This is a genomic window from Achromobacter insuavis (assembly GCF_902859645.1).
Lineage (GTDB): Bacteria > Pseudomonadota > Gammaproteobacteria > Burkholderiales > Burkholderiaceae_B > Achromobacter > Achromobacter insuavis.
Genome location: NZ_CADIJR010000048.1, coordinates 1 through 16,715, shown reverse-complemented (window position 1 = coordinate 16,715; position 16,715 = coordinate 1). Strand labels below are relative to the sequence as shown.

General features: G+C 70.6%; 16 protein-coding genes. 5 read left to right on the top strand and 11 right to left on the bottom strand.

Going from position 1 to position 16,715, the window contains the following annotated elements; translation table 11 throughout:
- Positions 1 to 20: 20 nt before the first annotated feature.
- Positions 21 to 935, bottom strand: coding sequence for a 5-dehydro-4-deoxyglucarate dehydratase (gene kdgD / locus H0523_RS21410; RefSeq protein WP_054430495.1), 915 nt, complete (start codon positions 933 to 935; stop codon positions 21 to 23).
- A 247-nt stretch (positions 936 to 1,182) separates the two neighbouring features.
- On the opposite strand from kdgD, the gene garD reads away from it, so the two are divergent.
- Both garD and H0523_RS21400 read left to right on the top strand, forming a co-directional pair.
- Complete coding sequence (garD, locus tag H0523_RS21405) at positions 1,183 to 2,757, top strand: galactarate dehydratase (RefSeq protein WP_054430494.1); 1,575 nt, start codon at positions 1,183 to 1,185, stop codon at positions 2,755 to 2,757.
- A 128-nt stretch (positions 2,758 to 2,885) separates the two neighbouring features.
- The gene (locus H0523_RS21400; RefSeq protein ID WP_054430493.1) at positions 2,886 to 3,863 is read left to right on the top strand and encodes a Bug family tripartite tricarboxylate transporter substrate binding protein; all 978 of its coding nucleotides are present in this window, start codon (positions 2,886 to 2,888) and stop codon (positions 3,861 to 3,863) included.
- Positions 3,864 to 3,955: 92 nt separating this feature from the next.
- Here H0523_RS21400 and H0523_RS21395 read toward each other — a convergent pair whose 3' ends face one another.
- Entirely contained in the window at positions 3,956 to 4,618 is a 663-nt protein-coding gene (locus tag H0523_RS21395) for a ProQ/FinO family protein (protein ID WP_054430492.1), read from the bottom strand.
- Between the two features lie 148 nt (positions 4,619 to 4,766).
- Here H0523_RS21395 and H0523_RS21390 point away from each other — a divergent pair, with 148 nt between their 5' ends.
- From H0523_RS21390 to copD, 3 genes are all read left to right on the top strand, one after another.
- A complete protein-coding gene (locus H0523_RS21390) occupies positions 4,767 to 5,222 on the top strand; it encodes a hypothetical protein (RefSeq protein ID WP_156350031.1) in 456 nt (151 codons plus the stop codon).
- Positions 5,223 to 5,412: 190 nt separating this feature from the next.
- Positions 5,413 to 5,769 carry a copper homeostasis periplasmic binding protein CopC gene (copC, locus tag H0523_RS21385; protein ID WP_054430490.1) on the top strand — a complete coding sequence of 119 codons (357 nt, stop codon included), beginning with the start codon at positions 5,413 to 5,415 and terminating at the stop codon, positions 5,767 to 5,769.
- A 1-nt stretch (position 5,770) separates the two neighbouring features.
- Complete coding sequence (gene copD, locus H0523_RS21380; RefSeq protein WP_054430489.1) at positions 5,771 to 6,658, top strand: copper homeostasis membrane protein CopD; 888 nt, start codon at positions 5,771 to 5,773, stop codon at positions 6,656 to 6,658.
- 37 nt (positions 6,659 to 6,695) lie between these two features.
- Here the strand turns inward: copD and H0523_RS21375 are convergent, their stop codons facing one another.
- From H0523_RS21375 to H0523_RS21335, 9 genes are all read right to left on the bottom strand, one after another.
- Complete coding sequence (locus H0523_RS21375) at positions 6,696 to 8,156, bottom strand: hypothetical protein (RefSeq protein ID WP_082404433.1); 1,461 nt, start codon at positions 8,154 to 8,156, stop codon at positions 6,696 to 6,698.
- Positions 8,150 to 8,863, bottom strand: coding sequence for a glutamine amidotransferase (locus tag H0523_RS21370; protein WP_054430676.1), 714 nt, complete (start codon positions 8,861 to 8,863; stop codon positions 8,150 to 8,152). The genes H0523_RS21375 and H0523_RS21370 overlap by 7 nt, the downstream gene beginning before the upstream one ends.
- Positions 8,864 to 9,008: 145 nt before the next feature.
- On the bottom strand, positions 9,009 to 10,385 hold the full coding sequence (locus H0523_RS21365; RefSeq protein ID WP_054430488.1) for an LLM class flavin-dependent oxidoreductase: 1,377 nt from the start codon (positions 10,383 to 10,385) through the stop codon (positions 9,009 to 9,011).
- 67 nt (positions 10,386 to 10,452) lie between these two features.
- Complete coding sequence (locus H0523_RS21360; RefSeq protein ID WP_054430487.1) at positions 10,453 to 11,319, bottom strand: ABC transporter ATP-binding protein; 867 nt, start codon at positions 11,317 to 11,319, stop codon at positions 10,453 to 10,455.
- Between the two features lie 18 nt (positions 11,320 to 11,337).
- Entirely contained in the window at positions 11,338 to 12,162 is an 825-nt protein-coding gene (locus tag H0523_RS21355; protein ID WP_197286479.1) for an ABC transporter permease, read from the bottom strand.
- Entirely contained in the window at positions 12,159 to 12,995 is an 837-nt protein-coding gene (locus H0523_RS21350) for an ABC transporter permease (RefSeq protein ID WP_231689834.1), read from the bottom strand. Before H0523_RS21350 ends, H0523_RS21355 begins: the two co-directional genes overlap by 4 nt.
- A gap of 12 nt (positions 12,996 to 13,007) precedes the next feature.
- Entirely contained in the window at positions 13,008 to 14,102 is a 1,095-nt protein-coding gene (locus H0523_RS21345) for an ABC transporter substrate-binding protein (protein ID WP_054430486.1), read from the bottom strand.
- Positions 14,103 to 14,186: 84 nt separating this feature from the next.
- Positions 14,187 to 15,707 (bottom strand): amidohydrolase family protein, encoded by a 1,521-nt coding sequence (locus H0523_RS21340; RefSeq protein WP_054430485.1) that lies wholly within the window; start codon positions 15,705 to 15,707, stop codon positions 14,187 to 14,189.
- 169 nt (positions 15,708 to 15,876) lie between these two features.
- A partial coding sequence (locus tag H0523_RS21335) for an alpha/beta hydrolase (RefSeq protein ID WP_180180138.1) occupies positions 15,877 to 16,715 on the bottom strand: 839 nt, incomplete at its 5' end.

Here is a 16,715-nt window from a genome sequence, read left to right as displayed (position 1 = left end):
AGGTGTGGCGCGTCGCGGGCCTATTGGGGGCCGAGCTTGCGGATCAGGGCGTCGAGCATGTCCAGTTCCTCGGGACGCAGGTCGGTCAGCGGCGCGCGCACCGGGCCGGCATCGTGGCCGACCAGCTTGGCGCCGGCCTTGACGATGCTGACGGCGTAGCCGGCGCAGCGGTTGCGGATCTCGAGGTAGGGCAGGAAGAACTCGTCGAGCAGGCGGTTGGTGGTGTCGTGGTCGTTGGCGGCGATGGCGCGGTAGAACTGCATCGCGGTCTTGGGCACGAAGTTGAAGACGGCCGACGAATACACCGGCACGCCGAGCGCGCGGTAAGCGGCGGCATAGACCTCGGCGGTGGGCAGGCCGCCCAGGTAGGAGAAGCGGTCGCCCAGCTTGCGGCGGATGCGGACCATGGCTTCGATGTCGCCGACGCCGTCCTTGAAGCCGATCAGGTTGGGGCAGCGCTCGGCCAGCCGGGCCAGGTGGTCGGCCGACAGGCGCGACTGGGCGCGGTTGTAGACGATGACGCCGATCTTGACGGACTTGCAGACCTGTTCGACGTGGTCGGCGATGCCCTGCTGGGAGGCTTCGGTCAGGTAGTGCGGCAGCAGCAGCACGCCCTTGGCGCCCAGGCGTTCGGCTTCCTGGGCGTAGGCGATGGCCAGGCGGGTCGGGCCGCCGGCGCCGGCCAGGATCGGCACCTTGCCGGCGCAGGTGGTGACGGCGGTGCGGATGACATCCGAGTACTCATCGGGGGCCAGCGAGAAGAACTCGCCGGTGCCGCCGGCGGCGAACAGGGCGGTGGCGCCATAGGGGGCCAGCCATTCCAGGCGCTGGGCGTAGGTCTTGGCGTTGAAGTTGCCTTGCGCGTCGAAATCGGTCACGGGGAAGGAGAGCAGTCCTTCCGAGACGATGGCCTTGAGCTCCTGCGGCGTGGTCATGGGCGGGTTTCCGTAAGTGGCGGGTCATCGCAGGCAGGCGTGCCTGCCATGCGAATTCGGTTGAATAGGTACGTCATCGTACAACATGATTTTCCGCCATTCAACCCGTTCCCCCAGAGCATTACAGGAGAACATTGGGGAAATCCGCAATGCGGGGCAATCCGGGTCCAACGCATAATCGCTGAAGTTGTACGATAACGTATCGCGCGCCGCCTACCGCGACGCCCCTTTCCCTGAGGATTCCACCATGCTGCCCGCGGCTGGCCCAGCGCCCGTGCTGATCAAGATTCATCCCGAGGACAACGTCGCCATCGTGGCCAATGACGGCGGCCTGGCGGCCGGCGCCGCGCTGCCGGACGGCCTGACGCTGGTCGAGGCCGTGCCGCAAGGCCACAAGGTGGCGCTGCGCGACCTGGCGCAGGGCGAGCCGGTGCGCCGCTACAACGTCATCGTGGGCTACGCCGCGCGCGACCTGCCGCGCGGCAGCTGGGTCAATGAGCGCGTCAACACCATGCCCGCCGCGCGCACGCTGCAGGACCTGCCGGTCGGCACGCGCAAGCGCGCGCCGCTGCCGCCGCTGGAGGGCCATACGTTCGAGGGCTACCGCAATGCCGACGGCACCGTCGGCACGCGCAATATCCTGGCGATCAGCACCACGGTGCAATGCGTGCAGGGCGTGGTCGAACACGCGGTCGAGCGCATCCGCCGCGAGCTGTTGCCGCGCTATCCCAATGTCGACGGGGTGGTGGGCATCGAGCACACCTATGGCTGCGGCGTCGCCATCGACGCGCCGGGCGCGGCGATTCCGGTGCGCACGCTGCACAACATCGCCCGCAATCCCAACTTCGGCGGCACCGCGATGGTGGTGAGCCTGGGATGCGAGAAACTGCAGCCCGAGCGCCTGCTGGCGCCCGGCGCGATCCCGATCCGCGCTGGCGAGGGCATGGCGGCGGACGGCGGCGTCGATACCATCGTGCTGCAGGACGACGAACACGTGGGCTTCGAGTCCATGATCGCCAACATCATGCGCACCGCCGAGCGCCATCTGCGGATCCTGGACCAGCGCCGCCGCGAAACCTGTCCGGTGTCCGAACTGGTGGTGGGCGTGCAGTGCGGCGGCAGCGACGCGTTCTCGGGCGTGACGGCCAATCCGGCGGTCGGCTTCGCGGCCGACCTGGTGGTGCGCGCCGGCGGCACCGTGATGTTCTCGGAAAACACCGAGGTGCGCGACGGCATCGACCAGTTGACCGCGCGCGCCGCCACGCCGGAAGTGGCGCAGGCGCTGGTGCGCGAAATGGCCTGGTACGACGAATACCTGCAACGCGGCAGCGCCGACCGCAGCGCCAACACCAGCCCGGGCAACAAGAAGGGCGGCCTGTCCAACATCGTCGAGAAGGCGATGGGGTCGATCATCAAGTCCGGCACGTCCGACATCGACGGCGTGCTGTCGCCGGGCGAACGGCTGACGCGCAAGGGCCTGATCTTCGCGGCCACGCCGGCCAGCGATTTCATCTGCGGCACGCTGCAGCTGGCGGCGGGCATGAACCTGCACATCTTCACGACCGGCCGCGGCACGCCCTACGGGCTGGCGCAGGTGCCGGTGATCAAGGTCGCCACCCGCAGCGACCTGGCGCGGCGCTGGCACGACCTGATGGATGTGGACGCCGGCCGCATCGCCACCGGCCAGGCCAGCATCGAGGACGTGGGCTGGGAGCTGTTCCGCCTGATGCTGGACGTGGCCAGCGGCCGGCGCCAGACCTGTGCCGAGGCGCTCAAGCTGCACAACGCCCTGGCGCTGTTCAACCCGGGTCCGGTGACCTGACGCCTTTCCCTCGGGTCCGCCGGCGGCGGACCCGACGCAAGCGGCACCCCGGCGCGCGACGCCGGGGGCTGGACCGGGCCTGCCGCGGCCGGCCCGGACACTCTACTTACAACGACAACGGAGACAACATGGATTCAAACAGAAGGCACCTGCTGGCCGGCGCCGCCGCGCTGGGACTGGCGCGCCTGACGCCGGCCTGGGCCCAGGCGGATGCATGGCCGACGCGGCCGGTGCGCATCGTGGTGCCGTACCCGCCCGGCGGTTCGTCGGACATCATCGCGCGCATGATCGCGCCGCGCCTGGCCGAGGCGCTCAAGCAGACGGTGGTGGTCGAGAACAAGCCCGGCGCCAACGGCAACCTGGGCGCCGGCATCGTGGTGCAGTCGGCGCAGGAGGGCCATACGGTGCTGCTGTGCGACGTCGGCGCGCTGGCGATCAGCCCGTCGGTCTACACCAAGCTCAGCTTCGATCCGTCCAGGGACCTGCGCGCGGTCGGCATGCTGGCTTATTCGCCGCACGTGCTGGCGGTGCATCCGGATGTGCCCGCCAGGACCGTGCCGGAGCTGGTGGCGCTGTCGAAGAAGCAGCGTCTGAACTTCGCCGTCACCGCCATCGGCAGCGCGCCGCACCTGGCGGCCGTGGCGGTGCAGCAGGCCACCGGCGCGCAATGGGAATACGTGCCCTACAAGGGCGGTTCGCAGGCGGTGACGGACACCATCGGCGGCCAGACCCAGGTCATCATGAACGGCCTGCTGGCGACGCTGCCGCACATCAAGGGCGGCAAGCTGCGCGCGATCGCGATCTCGAAGAAGGAACGCATGCAGCTGGTGGCCGACATCCCGACGATTTCGGAGCAGGGCGTGGCGGGCTTCGAGTCCGGCACCTGGCAGGGCGTGATGGCGCCCGTCACCACCACCGACAAGACCGCCAGCCTGCTGGCCACGCTGATGGGCCAGATCGTCAACCAGCCCGACGTGAAATCGCAGCTGAACGAGCAGGGCGCCGAGATCGTGGTGCGCGACCCGGCGCAGCTGACGCAGTTCTTCAACAGCGAGCGGGCGCGCTGGGCCAAGGTGGTGCAGAGCGCCGATATCCGGCTGGATTGAGGCGGGCGACCGGCACGCCCTGTCCCCTCCAAAAGACCGCGGACCGTGGAGCGCCTGGCGCCACACGGTCCGCTTTTTTTGGAATGCCGCGATCAGTCGGCCGTCTGCGTATCCGACGGCGCCTGGGCCGGCGTTGCCACCGAAGTATCGACAGAGGTATCGACCGGCGCGTCCACGGACGTATCGGCGGGCGCGGCGGCCTCGGCCTGCGCCGGTTGCTTGGCGCCTTCCGCGGCCGGCTTGCCCTTGTTCGCATTGCCCTTGCCGCCGCGGCCGCCCGCCTTGGCGTGGCGGCGCGAGGCCATGCGCTTGGCGTGCTGCGCCTCATTGGCGGTGACGGCGCCGGCGGGTTCGCCGTTCAGGTCCACGCGCGCGGCGGCCTCGACCATGCAGTCCCAGTAGCGGCGGCCGTCACACCAGGTCTTGACGGCCTGCTTGATTTCGTCGGCGCTGAGCTGCAGGGCCTTGGCGTGTTGCACCAGATCCTCGAGCACGCCCAGCTTGAGCGGCACCTTGGGCGCCGGCTTCTTGGGGAAGGCCTTGGGGAATTGCCGTTGCAACCGCGAAATGGCGATCAGCACCGGGTCGACCGCCGGCGCCTCGCGTCGTTCGCCAGCCGGCGAACGCGCAGGTTTCTTCCGGGCGGCAGCCGCATCGTCGGACGGACGCGCGGAGGGCTTGCGCGACCCCGCTTCGTTGGTGGCCGGACGGGCGGGTTTCTTTTTGGAAGCCGCCTCTTCGGGAGCCTGCTTCACGAGCAGTTCTCGGATTGCGGCGAGCTGTTCTAGACCCATGGTGTGCTGCGACTTCAAATGTTGAAAGCGTGGAGCATAACAGTTGTAGCGGGTCAGATTGAAGTTGCGGCCCTCCGGCGGCCGTCGTAAGCTCGTGGCCACCATGGGGATGCACACGCCGGTTACGTTTACAAGCCCGTCCGCCGCCGCCCGCCGCGCGGTGGCGTGGCTGGCGGCGGCGTTGCTGGTTTTCCAGTCGCTGGTGGCCTCCGCGGCGTTCGGCGCGCCCGCGCCGGCGGCGTCCGCGGGGGTGTCCGGAAATGGCGCCAGCGTCATCCTCTGCACCGCCAGCGGTCCGCGCGTGGTGGTGTTGGCGGCGGATGCACCGGTCAGCCCGTCCGCGGCCGGCCATGACGCCGGGGCCCTGGGCGGCCCGTTGCCGCACTGCTGCGCATCGACCTGCGCCATGCTGGGCGGGGCTGGCCCGCCCGCGCCAGCCGGCATCGCCTGGCGCCTGCCGGCCGAGCTGCCGGCGTTGCCTTTCGCCATTGACGTCGCGCCGCATCCCCGCGGCGAGCCGCTGTGGCTGCCACAGCAGTCACGGGCCCCGCCGCGCGCGGCCTGATGCCGTTTTCGCGCCGCGCCTGCACGGTTTCGCCCGGCTCGCTCGTCGTGTGACACACACGGGACCCCGGCCCAGGCGCCTGCCGCGCCCCGTCTCGTGCGCCATTCCTTCCGCGATTTTCCCGCGCGCCTGCCGCGCGTCTCTTATTCGCCACGCGGCCCGGCGCCGCCCATTTTCCAGGAGATTCATCATGTTTAAACCCGTTCTGATCGCCGCCACGCTGATCCTGGCCCCGCAATGGGCCTGGGCCCACGCCCACCTGCAGCGCGCCACGCCGGCCGACAAGGCCGAAGTGGCCACGCCGTCCTCGGTGAGCGCCAGCTTTTCCGAAGGGCTGGAGCCCGCGTTTTCCACGCTGACCGTGCTGGACGCCGCCGGCAAGCCCGCCGTCACGGCCAAGGCGGTGCCTGCACCCGGTGACGACAAGACGCTGGTGCTGCCGGTGGCCAAGCCCCTGCCGGCCGGCGCCTACACGGTCAAATGGCAGGCGCTGTCCAAGGACGGCCACAAGACCGACGGCGCCTGGACCTTCACGGTCAAGCCTTGAGATGACCCCGTTGTTGCTGGCGTTCGCGCTGTGCCGGGCCCTCGCCGCCGGCGCGGTGGCGGTGTTGTTCGGCGCTGGCGCGATGCTGGCCCTGGGCGGTTCGCCCCGCCTCGAGCTGGAGACGGAAGCCGCGCTGCGGCGCGTTTTCCGCCTGGCGGGGATCGTCGGGCTCGCCGCCACGCTGTGCCTGTTGCCGTTGCAGGCCGCCAGCATCGCCGGCGACTGGCACGCGATGTTCGATGAAGACATGCTCGACACGGTCATCCTGCAGACCCGCTACGGGCAGGTCTGGATCGTGCGGGCGGTGGCCGCGGCGGCGCTGCTGGGCGTGGTGCTCGGCTTGCGGCCCGGCAGCCCCAGCCTGATCGCCGGGGTCGCCGCGCTGGCGCTGGCGCCGCTGGCCTTGAGCGGCCATGCGGCGATGCACGAGGGCTGGCTGGGGCTGGCGCACGCGCTGAATGACTTCCTGCACGTGCTGGCGGCGGCGTTCTGGCTGGGATCGCTGCCGGTGTTCCTGCTGTGGCTGGCGGCTTGGCGGCGGCCGGCGTGGCGGCGGGACGCCACGCGGGCGCTGCTGCGCTTTTCGGCCTGGGGGCATGTGGCCGTGGCCGTGCTGCTGTTGAGCGGGGTCGCCAACGCGGCGCTGATTCTCGGCCCCGGGTTGCCCGACCCGGCCTCCGGCTACGTGCAGGTGTTGCTGGTCAAGGCGCTGTTGGCGCTGGCGATGACGGGCCTGGCGCTGCGCAACCGCTATCGCTGGATCGCGCGCATCCGGACACAACCCGTGGTGGCGTTGCGCGCGATCCGGCGCAACACGCTATGGGAGCTGGCGCTGGGCGCATTGGTGCTGGCGGTGGCGGGCCTGCTGGGGCTGATGTCGCCGCACTAGCCTGCGCCCGCCACGTTGGCCGGGCGCGGCGGGCGGTTCAGCCCGCCAGCACCAGCAGCAGCGCCAGGCCCAGCAGGATGGCGAAGGCGCCCACCGCGAACGGCAGCAGTTGCGCGTAGACCGCGCGCTCCTGGCCGCGGCCGTGGGCCAGGCCGGCGGCGATCGACATGCGGATCGGCGAGAAAAATCCCATCGACGTGCCCGACACGTGCAGCAGCGCGGCCGCCGCCGGCAGGCTCAGGCCGGCGTGCAGCGCCAGCGACAGCTGCGACGGCATGAACAGGCTGTTGGGCGCGTTGCCGCTATTGGCCAGGATGCCGAAGGCGCCGGCCAGCAGCGGCGTCAACAGCAGCGTCCAGTCCTGCAGGCTACGGAACAACCCATCCGCGAAGGCCTGCGAAATGCCGGCGCCGGCCAGCACCTCGGCCATCATCGCGAACAGGAACACCGACAGCACCGCGTGCTTGCCGGTGTTCCAGGCGTGGCGCGCATTGCCGGCCAGCAGGCCGGGCTGGCGGCGCAGCAGCGCCATCAGCAGCGCGCCGCCGATCAGCCAGCTGCCGGCGTGCAGGAACGGCGCCCAGGCGGGCAGGTCGGGATAGGGCGCGATCCTGGCCAGCCGGGCCAGGGCCGGGTTCAGGCCCGGCGCCAGGCGCGTCACCACCAGGCAGGCGATCAGCACGATGTAGGGCAGGGCGCCGCGCGCCGCCATGCGCAGCTCGGCGCGGCCGGGCCGGCGGTCGAGCACGAAACGCAGCACGATCAGCGGGCCATAGGCCGCCAGCAGGGCGGTTTCGGGCCCCAGCAGCGCCGTGGCCGCCGTCAGCAGCGCCAGGCAGGCCAGCATCCAGCCGGCCTCGCGGGCGCGCTCGTTGGCGGCGGCCGGCAGTCCGGCGCGGTTCGCGGTGCGCCAGAACAATGTCATCCAGACGATCATCAGCAGGGCCACCGGCACCATGCCGACCAGCGCCAGCTGGGATGCCGGCACGCGCGCATAGGCCGAGGCCAGCAGCGTGCCGCTGCCCATGGCGCCCCAGGGGATCAGGGTCTGGCTCAACAACGCGAACACCATCAGCTCGCGCGGCTTGAAGCCGAGCGGCCGGATCAGCAGCACCGTGCCCAGCATGCCGACGCCGAAGCCGGTGGCCGACTCCGCGAAAGGGCCGATCAGGAAACAGGCGAAGAACAGCAGGCGGCGCCGCGCCAGCGGGTCGGCCGGCGCCAGCGCGTCACGCTGGCCGGGATCGCCGCGCGCGGCCATCTGCCAGAACAGCAGGCCGCCCAGGATGTAGGGGGTGATGATGGCGCCGATCCACAGTCCGCGCGCCAGGGCATGGCCCAGCTGGCCCGCGCCGAAGACGCCGGGCGCGCTGAACAGGGCCACCGGCGCGGCCGCGAGCAGGCCCAGCACGGCGGCCAGGGTGGTGTTCAGGCGGCCGCTGGCGATGGCGGCGATGACGATCAGCGCCGGCAGCGACCACAGCAGGTAGGTCAGCATGCCGCCGCGAAGCCGCGCAGGATCGATTGGGCGTGCGGGGTGGGCGCCAGGGCGGCGCGCAGCGCGGCGACGTCATGGCCGTCCGCCGCGAGCAGGCCCTGGCGCCGCGCCAGGCAGGCGTCCATCAGGCCGGCGGTGAATTCGGGGTGGAACTGCACCGACAGCGCGCGCGGGCCGTAGCGCAGCACCTGATGCGGATCGTGCGCCGTGCCGGCCAGCACCGTCGCGGTGGCGGGCGGCTGCAGCACGCTCTGCTCGTGCGTCAGGTGGGCCAGGAAACGGTCGGGCAGGCTCGCCAGCAGCGGATCGGCGGCCGCGGCGGGCAGGCGCTGAACCGTATGCAGGCCGATTTCGCGGCCGCGCGGGTGATAGTCGACCACGCCGCCGAACGCGTGCGCCATCAGCTGATGGCCATAGCAGATGCCCAGCAGCGGCAACTGCGCGGCCATGGCGTCGCGCAGCCATTGCGCGGTGCGTTCGCTCCATGGCTCGCGATCGGTGACCATGGACCAGGAGCCGGTCAGCACCGCGCCGCGCAGCGAGGCGGGGTCGGGCAGCGCGTCTCTGGCGGCGGGATGCAGGACCGTCAGGGGGACGTCGATGCCGTCCAGGGCGGCGGCGACCCAGTCGGCCTGTTCGCCGTGGGTGGCGCGCAGGTCTTCGGGCGGACGGCCCATTTGCAGGATGGCGAGCGGTTTGTGCGGCATGTCGGTGGCGGAATCGGCGCGGGGTCCGGACGGACCCCGCGCCATGATGAGGCCAGCGCGGTCATTCATCAATATGAAAAACCGCCTATCTGCTATGAGCCAGGATGATATCGCCGGGCCGCCTGGCGTCCCGCCACGCCCGGCCTCAGGCGGAGGCGGCTTCCGCCTCGGCGACAGCGGCTTGCGCCGCCGCCACGGCCCGATGCGGCGGACGCGCCAGGCCGAGATGCTGGCGCAGCGTGGCGCCCTCGTACTCGCTGCGGAACAGGCCGCGGCGGCGCAGCTCCGGCAGCGCCAGTTCGATGAAGTCGTCCAGCCCGCCGGGCAGCCACGGCGACATGATGTTGAAGCCGTCGGCGCCGTCTTGCTCGAACCATTGCTGCAACTGATCGGCCACGCTCTGCGGCGTGCCGACCACCTGCTGGTGGCCGCGGGCGCCGGCGATGCGCAGGTACAGCTGGCGGATCGTCAGGTTGTCGCGCCGCGCCAGATCGATCAGCAGCTGCTGGCGGCTCTTGCCGCCGTTGGTCTCGGGCAGGTCGGGCAAGGGCCCGTCGACCGGATACCCCGACAGGTCGAAGCCGCCGATCATGTTGGACAGCAACTGCACGCCGACCACCGGATGGATCAGGTCCTGCAGGCGCGCGAACTTGTCCTCGGCCTCGGCCTGGGTGCGGCCGATCACGGGAAAGATGCCGGGCATGATCTTGATGTCGTCGGGATCGCGGCCGTACGCCACGGCGCGGCCCTTGATGTCGCGGTAGAACGCCTGGGCTTCGTCGAAGGTCTGGTGGGCCACGAAGATGACTTCGGCGGTGCGCGCCGCCAGGTCGCGGCCGGCGGGCGAGGCGCCGGCCTGCACCACCACCGGCCGGCCCTGCGGCGAGCGCGACACGTTCAACGGCCCGCGCACCGAGAAATGTTCGCCGCGATGGTGTAGCGGATGCAGCTTGGCGGGGTCGAAGTACTGGCCGCTGGGCTTGTCGCGCAGGAAGGCGTCGTCTTCCCAGCTGTCCCACAGCCCCAGCACCACGTCGTGGAACTCGGCGGCGCGTGCGTAGCGGCGGGCGTGTTCGACATGCTCGTCCAGGTTGAAGTTCTGCGCCTCGCCCTGGCCGCTGGAGGTCACCAGGTTCCAGCCCGAGCGGCCGCCGCTGATGTGGTCGAGCGAGGCGAACTTGCGCGCCACGTGGTAGGGCTCGTTGTAGGTGGTGGAGACGGTGGCGATCAGGCCGATCTTCTCGGTCACGGCGGCCAGCGCCGACAGCAGCGTCAGCGGCTCGAAGTGGTCGCTGCGGGCGGTGCGCGACAGCGACGCCAGGTCGGTGTTGCGCACGCCGACCGAGTCGGCCAGGAAGATGGCATCGAACTTGGCGGCCTCGGCGCGCCGCGCCAATTCGGCGTAGTGGCGGAAGTTGACCGGCGCGTCGGCCTGGGCCTCGGGATGACGCCAGGCGGCGATGTGGTGGCCGGTCTGCATCAGGAAGGCGCCGAGCTTGATCTGGCGCGTGGAACGGGTCATGGCAATGACTCCAGCAATAGGTGGGGCGGCAACGCGGCGCGCGCCGCCGGGAAGCGGAACATGACGGTCACCAGGCCATCCGCAGCGAGGCCAGCGACGGCAGCGCCGGCACGCCGCCGCGGGCGTCGGCGCCCAGCGGCGGGCTGTCGTCGGCGGGCGCGCCGTCCGGCTCCAGGAAGTCGGACAGCACGTCGTCGCGCAGCCTGATGAAGCGCGGGTCGCTGCGGTTGCGGGCGTGCGGCAACGGCACGTCGACGATGCGGCGGATGCGCCCCGGGCGCGGCTGCATGATGACCACCCGGTCTCCCAGGTAGACCGCTTCCTCGACGTCGTGCGTCACCAGGATCATGGTGATGCGCTCCTTCTGCCAGATGCGCTGCAGCTCGGTCTGCAGCCGCGCCCGGGTCAGCGCGTCGAGCGCGCCGAAGGGCTCGTCCAGCAGCAGCACGCGCGGCCGGTTGACCAGGCCGCGCGCGATCGCCACGCGCTGCGCCATGCCGCCCGAGATCTGGTGCGGATACGACTGCTCGAAGCCCTCCAGCCCCACCAGGGCGATGTGTTCGGCCACCCGGTCGCGCTTATCGGCGCTGGAGATGGCGGCGTTGCGCAGCCCCACGGCGATGTTCTGCGCCACCGTCAGCCACGGGAACAGGCGGTGGTCCTGGAACACGATGCCGCGTTCCGGCCCGGTGCCGCGCACTGGCTCGCCGCCCAGCGTGATAGCGCCCTCGTAAGCGTCGTCCAGCCCCAGGATCAGGCGCAGCAGGGTGGATTTGCCGCAGCCGCTGGCGCCGACGATGGAAACGAACTGGCCGGCGGGGATGTCCAGGTCCACGCCCGTGAGCACCTGCAGCACGCCGCCCTCGGCCTGGGCGCTGGGATAGCGCTTGCCGACCGCCTGCAGTGACAGGTCCAACGAAGTAGGTTGAGTCATGCCTGAGTTTTCCTGCGGTTATTGGTCCTGGCCGCGCAAGCGCGCGAGCCGCCGTTCGGCCACGCGGGCCAGGGCATTCATGAGCCAGCCGATCACCCCGACCACGAACATGCCGAAGATCACCAGGTCCATCTGGAAATGTTCGCTGCCCTCGATCAGCAGGTTGCCGATGCCGACGCCCGCCACCAGCAGGTATTCGGCGCCGATGGTGGCCAGCCAGGAATAGATCAGCGCCAGGTAGACGCCGGTGAAGATGGCGGGCGCGGCGGCCGGCAGCACCACCTGGGCGAAGGTCTGCCAACGGCTGTAGCCGTAGACCCGCGCCACCTCCAGCAGCTTGGGCGGCGCGTTGCGCACGCCGTCGCAGGTGTTGACCACCACCGGCACCAGCGCCGCCAGCGACAGGAACACCACCTTGGCGGTGTCGCCCAGCCCGAACCACACCGAGATCAGCGGGATCCAGGCGAACAGCGAGATCTGCTTGAAGGTGTTGAAGCTGGGCCCCACCAGCCGGTTGAACACCGGCGACAGGCCCAGCAGCACCCCCAGCAGCAGGCCGGACAGCGTGCCGATGGCGAACCCGGTCAGCTCGCGGCCCAGGCTGGCGCCCAGCGCGCGCCACAGCTTGCCGCCGACGATCTGGTCGGCGGCGGTGGCCAGCACCTTGCCGGGCGACACCAGCAGGGCCGAGTTCACCAGATCGGCGCGGGCCAGCAGCCACCACAGCGCGATCGCCGCCACCGGCAGCACCAGGCCGCGCCAGCGGCCGCCGCCGCGCACGGCCAGCGGTTGCGACAGCGCCAGCTCGGCCGCGTCGCGCGAGACAGGCGTCGGCGCGCTCATGGTTGCACCTGCGGGGCCGTGGCGGCGCCGCGGCGGCCGTGGATCAGGCGGGTCTCGGCCCAGTCCAGCAGCCGGTCGATGGCGTAGCCGATGGCGCCCACCACGATCACCGCGGCCATCACCAGGTCCAGCTGGAACAACTGGCGGCCGTAGACGATCAGGTAGCCCAGGCCCTCGCTGGAGGCCACCAGTTCGACCACCACCAGCGACAGCCAGGCCTTGGTGAAGCCCAGCCGCAGGCCGGTGAAGAGCGTCGGCAGGGCCAGCGGCACCACCACCTCCAGCACCTCCTGGCGCCGGCTGTAGCCATAGACCCGCGCCACTTCGCGCAGCGCCGGGCTGGCCTGGCGAAAGCCCTGCAAGGTGTTGAGTGTGACCGGCACCAGCGCCGCCTTGGCGATCAGGATGTACTTGAGCGGTTCGCCGATGCCGACGATCAGCAGCACGAACGGCAGCCAGGCCAGCACCGGGATCTGCACCAGCGCGTTGAAGGTCGGCAGCACGTAGGCCTCGAGCCGGCGAGACAGGCCCATCGCCGTGCCCAGCAGCAGCCCCAGCAGGCTGCCCAGCGCGAAGCCGACCAGCACCCGCTGCAGGCTGGCGCGGGTGTTCAGCCACAGGTCGCCGCTGGTGGCCAGGTCGCGCAGGGTGTCCCAGACGAAGGCGGGCGGCGGCAGCACCTGCGGCGAGATCCAGCCCTGACTGGCGCCGGTCTGCCACAGCGTCAGCAAGGCCAGCGGCAGCAGCCAGGGCGCGGCGGTCCAGGCCGCCTGGCGCGCCCAGGCCGGCGCCGGGGCCAGGCGCGGCAGGGCGTGATGGGAAAGAGAGGCCATGGCGCGGTCCCGTCAGCGCGCGGCGGCCTGGGCCGGGCCGGCCACCGGCTTGCCGGCGGCGTCGAACGCGGTCCAGTAGCGCTCCAGCCCCTGGGCCTTGAGCGCATTCTGCAGGTAGCGCGGATCGAACCAGCCGTCCAGCGAGACCTCGCGGCGGATCAGCTTGAGCTTGGCGGCGTCGGCCACCACCGCCTTGTAGCGGGCGATGATGAAGTCGTCGATCAGCGGCGAGTTGCGCGCGGCCAGGTCCTGCTTGTCGAACTCGGCCGCCCACGAGGCGTAGGGCACGCCGCTCTTTTCCCAGATCTTGAAGAGGGCGTCGCGGTTCTTCTCGTCGGACGACCACTGCGCGGCGCGCACGAACACGTCCACCACCTTCTGCACCTGGGCGGGGTTTTCGCGCTCGAAGTCCTCGCGCACCAGCAGCGAGGCCTGGCGGGTGTAGGCGGGGTCCTGGCCCTGGGTGCTGTAGATGACCTTGGCCAGGCCCTGGTCGCGAACCTTGAACCATTCGTAGCCGCCGAAGGCCGCGTCCACGCCGTTGGACACCAGCGCCGCCTGGGCGCTGCCGGCATCCAGGTTGACGCCCTTGATGTCGCGCTCGGCCAGGCCATGCGCGGCCAGCACGTTGATCGCCACCAGGTGGCCGTTGGTGCCGCGGAAGATCGACACCTTGCGGTCCTTCAGGTCCTCGATGGACTTGAGCGGGGAATTCGGCGGCGCCACCAGGTACAGGTTGTTGCGCGCGCCGCTGACCAGCAGCAGCTTGGTCTTCAGGCCGTTGGCGCGGCCCACCACCTGCGGCAGGTCGCCCTGGTAGGCGAAGTCGATCTGCTTGTTCGACAGCGCCTCGTTGACGGCCGGCCCGGCGCCCTTGAAGAACAGCCACTCGACCTTGACGCCGTCGGCGGCGAAGGCCTGCTCCAGCCACTGGTTGACGCGCACCACGCCGCCCGGCGAGCCGCCCCAGGTGATCGGGTCGCCGCCGCCGGCGGTGGCCACGCCGACGCGGATGACGTCGGCGGCCCGGGCGCTGCCGCCCCACGCCGCCAGGGCCACCAGGCCCAGCGCGGCAACGCGTTTACTCAGGATCATCAATGACTTCATGGAAAAAGGCTCGTTCAGGAAGGAATCGGGCAGCGGGCCGGCATCACGCCGGCCCGCTGGCAGGCAAACCACGCACGGGCAGGATCAGGCGGCCGCGCGGGCCGGCGCGGCGAGCTTGCGCTCGATGGCGGTGCCCTGGAAAAAGGCCGGATTGGCCTCGGTGTAGAAGCGGTAGGGGTTGCCGAACACCAGCGCCTTGAAGTCCTGCGCGCTGATCACGCCCTGTTCGACCAGGTCCCAGCTTTCGGCCAGCGGCGCGGTCAGGTCGGGCACGTCCCAGTGGCCGATGTCCGAGGACCAGATGGCGTTGATCTTCACGCCGAGCGGATTGACCTTGTCGTTGAACGCTGCCGCCACGGTGCGGTCGTCGGATTCCGAGCCGAAGTAGAAGCTGTCGACCCAGCGCTTGCGGATGTCCTCGACCGACTCGATGCCGGCGGCGGCGAAGTCGTCCAGTTCGTCCGGATGCGGGTCGCGGCTGTGCGGCAGGGCCGAGATGCCGAGGCTGTCGCGCAGCAGCTGTCGCGGGTCGATGTCGCGGCCGCGGATGAAATCGGCGCCGTAGCGCTGGAACAGCTCGTGCAGCAGCGCCACGTCGGCGTTGGCCGGGTTGTAGTTCTGCACCGCCGCGCGGTTGCGCTTTTCCCAGCGGTCCACCAGGTGGGTGTAGACGTGCGAGCCCCAGTCGGCGCCGCCTTCCAGCAGCGCCACGCGCAGGTTCGGGAAGCGCCGCGTGACGCCGCCGAAGAACAGCGCCTTGGCGAAGGCCTGCGAGCCATCGGCGAAGTGGCCGATGTGGTTGAACATGTAGTTGCTGATGGAATGGCGGCCGGTCCAGCCCTGGCTGCCGTAGTGCGTGGTGACCGGCACGCCCAGCTCGACCACCTTGGCCCAGAACGGGTCGTAGTCGTACTCGCTGTCGATGCCATAGAAATCGATATAACTGGCGTGCTTGGCGATCTCGGGATAGTCGGCGGCGGGATACTTGCGCGCGATCGCCTTGATCGGCCGCTTCACGCCGCCGGCGATGTTGATGACCTTCAGCCCCAGGGTCTTGACCGCGAACTCAAGCTCCTCGATGCCTTCCTGCGGGGTGTTCAGCGGGATGCCGGCCACCGGCGTCAGGCGGTCGCTGTATTTGCGGTACTGGTCGGCATGGAAGTGGTTGATGGCGCGGTGCAGCGGCTGGCGGAACTCGTCGCCCGCGGCCAGCGGCGCCAGCACGTCGTTGGGGAACAGCACGGAGTAGTCCGCGCCTTGCTCGGCCAGGCGCTCGTTGAGCAGCTCGGGCAGGGTATAGGTGGCCAGGTCCAGCGTGTTGCGCGTGACCCGCGCCCACCAGGGCGAGCGCAGGGTGCGGTTGTCCTGGCGCTCGGCCGGCGTCTGCTGGTACCAGTCCTTGCCGCCGCTCTTGGTGGCGAAGCGCGAGCCCAGCGCCTTGCGCAGCGCATCCACCAGCTTGCCGCCGCCGTAGTGCTGGACGTAGTCCTCCAGGACCGGCGCGTAATCGTTGACGTGCACGTCGGTGTCGATCACCGGGTAGTCCAGGGTCGCCTTGACGGCGGCGGACCGTGACGCGTGGCTCGGGTGCAAAGGCTGGTTCATGCTGGCGCTCTCCGTGGGTCGTATCGCGAGGCGCAGGGGAAGTCCCTGCTTGCCTGGCAAACATTACGGGAGCGCCGCGCGGCGCCCAACGAAGGATTGGTTGTTTAGTTGTGCGTCATGACCAAATAACCGGCGGACGCGGCGGGCGTCGCGCGCCGCGTCCGCGCGCTCATTGCTGGCGCGCCGTCAGCACGTGGCGCAGCACGTGGGTGGCGGCCGCCACCGGCACCGACATGTGCGTTTCCTCGGGCAGCTCCACATAGACAGTGGCCAGGCCCTGGGGCGCCAGCGATTGGTCCAGCCGCCGCGCCAGCGAGCGGGCCTCGTGCACCGTTTGCGGACTCTCGGCGCCGCCGGCCATCAGCAGCAGCCGGCTGCGGCGCAGGTCGTGCTTGCCGGCCTGCGTCTGGCGCATGAAGGCGCTTTCGCGCTCCAGCAGGTAGTGGTCCTGCCACCACAGCGACGGACTGATCGACACGATCTGGGTGAACAGGTCGGGCCGCGTGTACAGCACGTTCAACGCGTACATGCCGCCGAACGAATGACCGACCAGTATCCGGCGGCGCGGATCCACCGGATAGCGGCGGGCGATCTCGGGCAGCAGGGTGTGCTCCAGGAACGCCAGCAGCGCCTGCTCGCCGCCCAGGGGCGGCGGATAGCCGTTGACGCGCGGCAGCGGCTTGCCTGGCGGCTCTGGCGGCGAGAAATCGTACGAGCGCCGCAGGAAGTCGAACGGCAGGTCGGTCGGGTAGCCCACCGCCACCACGATGGCGCTGCCGGCCAGGTCCTGCTGCAGGCGGGTCGCGTCGTAGTAGGCGCCGAATACCGCATTGCCGTCCAGCAGGTAGATGACGGGATGCAGGCCGTTGGCGGGAGGCTTGCCGCGCGGTTCGGCCACCTGGATGCGGTAGGGCTGGTCGGGCCGGCCGGGCGCCTGCAGGTCGAACTGCGCGGTGCCGGGCAGGGTGGCGCGGGCGGCCTGGGCGGCGGGAGCCTCGGGCTGCCGCG

Excerpts from the sequence above, each read along its gene's own strand:
- garD (WP_054430494.1), top strand. The coding sequence starts at position 1,183 with ATGCTGCCCGCGGCTGGCCCAGCGCCCGTGCTGATCAAGATTCATCCC.
- H0523_RS21340 (WP_054430485.1), bottom strand. The coding sequence starts at position 15,707 with ATGAACCAGCCTTTGCACCCGAGCCACGCGTCACGGTCCGCCGCCGTC.
- H0523_RS21400 (WP_054430493.1), top strand. The coding sequence starts at position 2,886 with ATGGATTCAAACAGAAGGCACCTGCTGGCCGGCGCCGCCGCGCTGGGA.
- H0523_RS21390 (WP_156350031.1), top strand. The coding sequence starts at position 4,767 with ATGCACACGCCGGTTACGTTTACAAGCCCGTCCGCCGCCGCCCGCCGC.
- H0523_RS21365 (WP_054430488.1), bottom strand. The coding sequence starts at position 10,385 with ATGACCCGTTCCACGCGCCAGATCAAGCTCGGCGCCTTCCTGATGCAG.
- H0523_RS21345 (WP_054430486.1), bottom strand. The coding sequence starts at position 14,102 with ATGAAGTCATTGATGATCCTGAGTAAACGCGTTGCCGCGCTGGGCCTG.
- H0523_RS21360 (WP_054430487.1), bottom strand. The coding sequence starts at position 11,319 with ATGACTCAACCTACTTCGTTGGACCTGTCACTGCAGGCGGTCGGCAAG.
- copD (WP_054430489.1), top strand. The coding sequence starts at position 5,771 with ATGACCCCGTTGTTGCTGGCGTTCGCGCTGTGCCGGGCCCTCGCCGCC.
- H0523_RS21375 (WP_082404433.1), bottom strand. The coding sequence starts at position 8,156 with ATGCTGACCTACCTGCTGTGGTCGCTGCCGGCGCTGATCGTCATCGCC.
- H0523_RS21355 (WP_197286479.1), bottom strand. The coding sequence starts at position 12,162 with ATGAGCGCGCCGACGCCTGTCTCGCGCGACGCGGCCGAGCTGGCGCTG.
- H0523_RS21350 (WP_231689834.1), bottom strand. The coding sequence starts at position 12,995 with ATGGCCTCTCTTTCCCATCACGCCCTGCCGCGCCTGGCCCCGGCGCCG.
- kdgD (WP_054430495.1), bottom strand. The coding sequence starts at position 935 with ATGACCACGCCGCAGGAGCTCAAGGCCATCGTCTCGGAAGGACTGCTC.
- H0523_RS21370 (WP_054430676.1), bottom strand. The coding sequence starts at position 8,863 with ATGCCGCACAAACCGCTCGCCATCCTGCAAATGGGCCGTCCGCCCGAA.
- copC (WP_054430490.1), top strand. The coding sequence starts at position 5,413 with ATGTTTAAACCCGTTCTGATCGCCGCCACGCTGATCCTGGCCCCGCAA.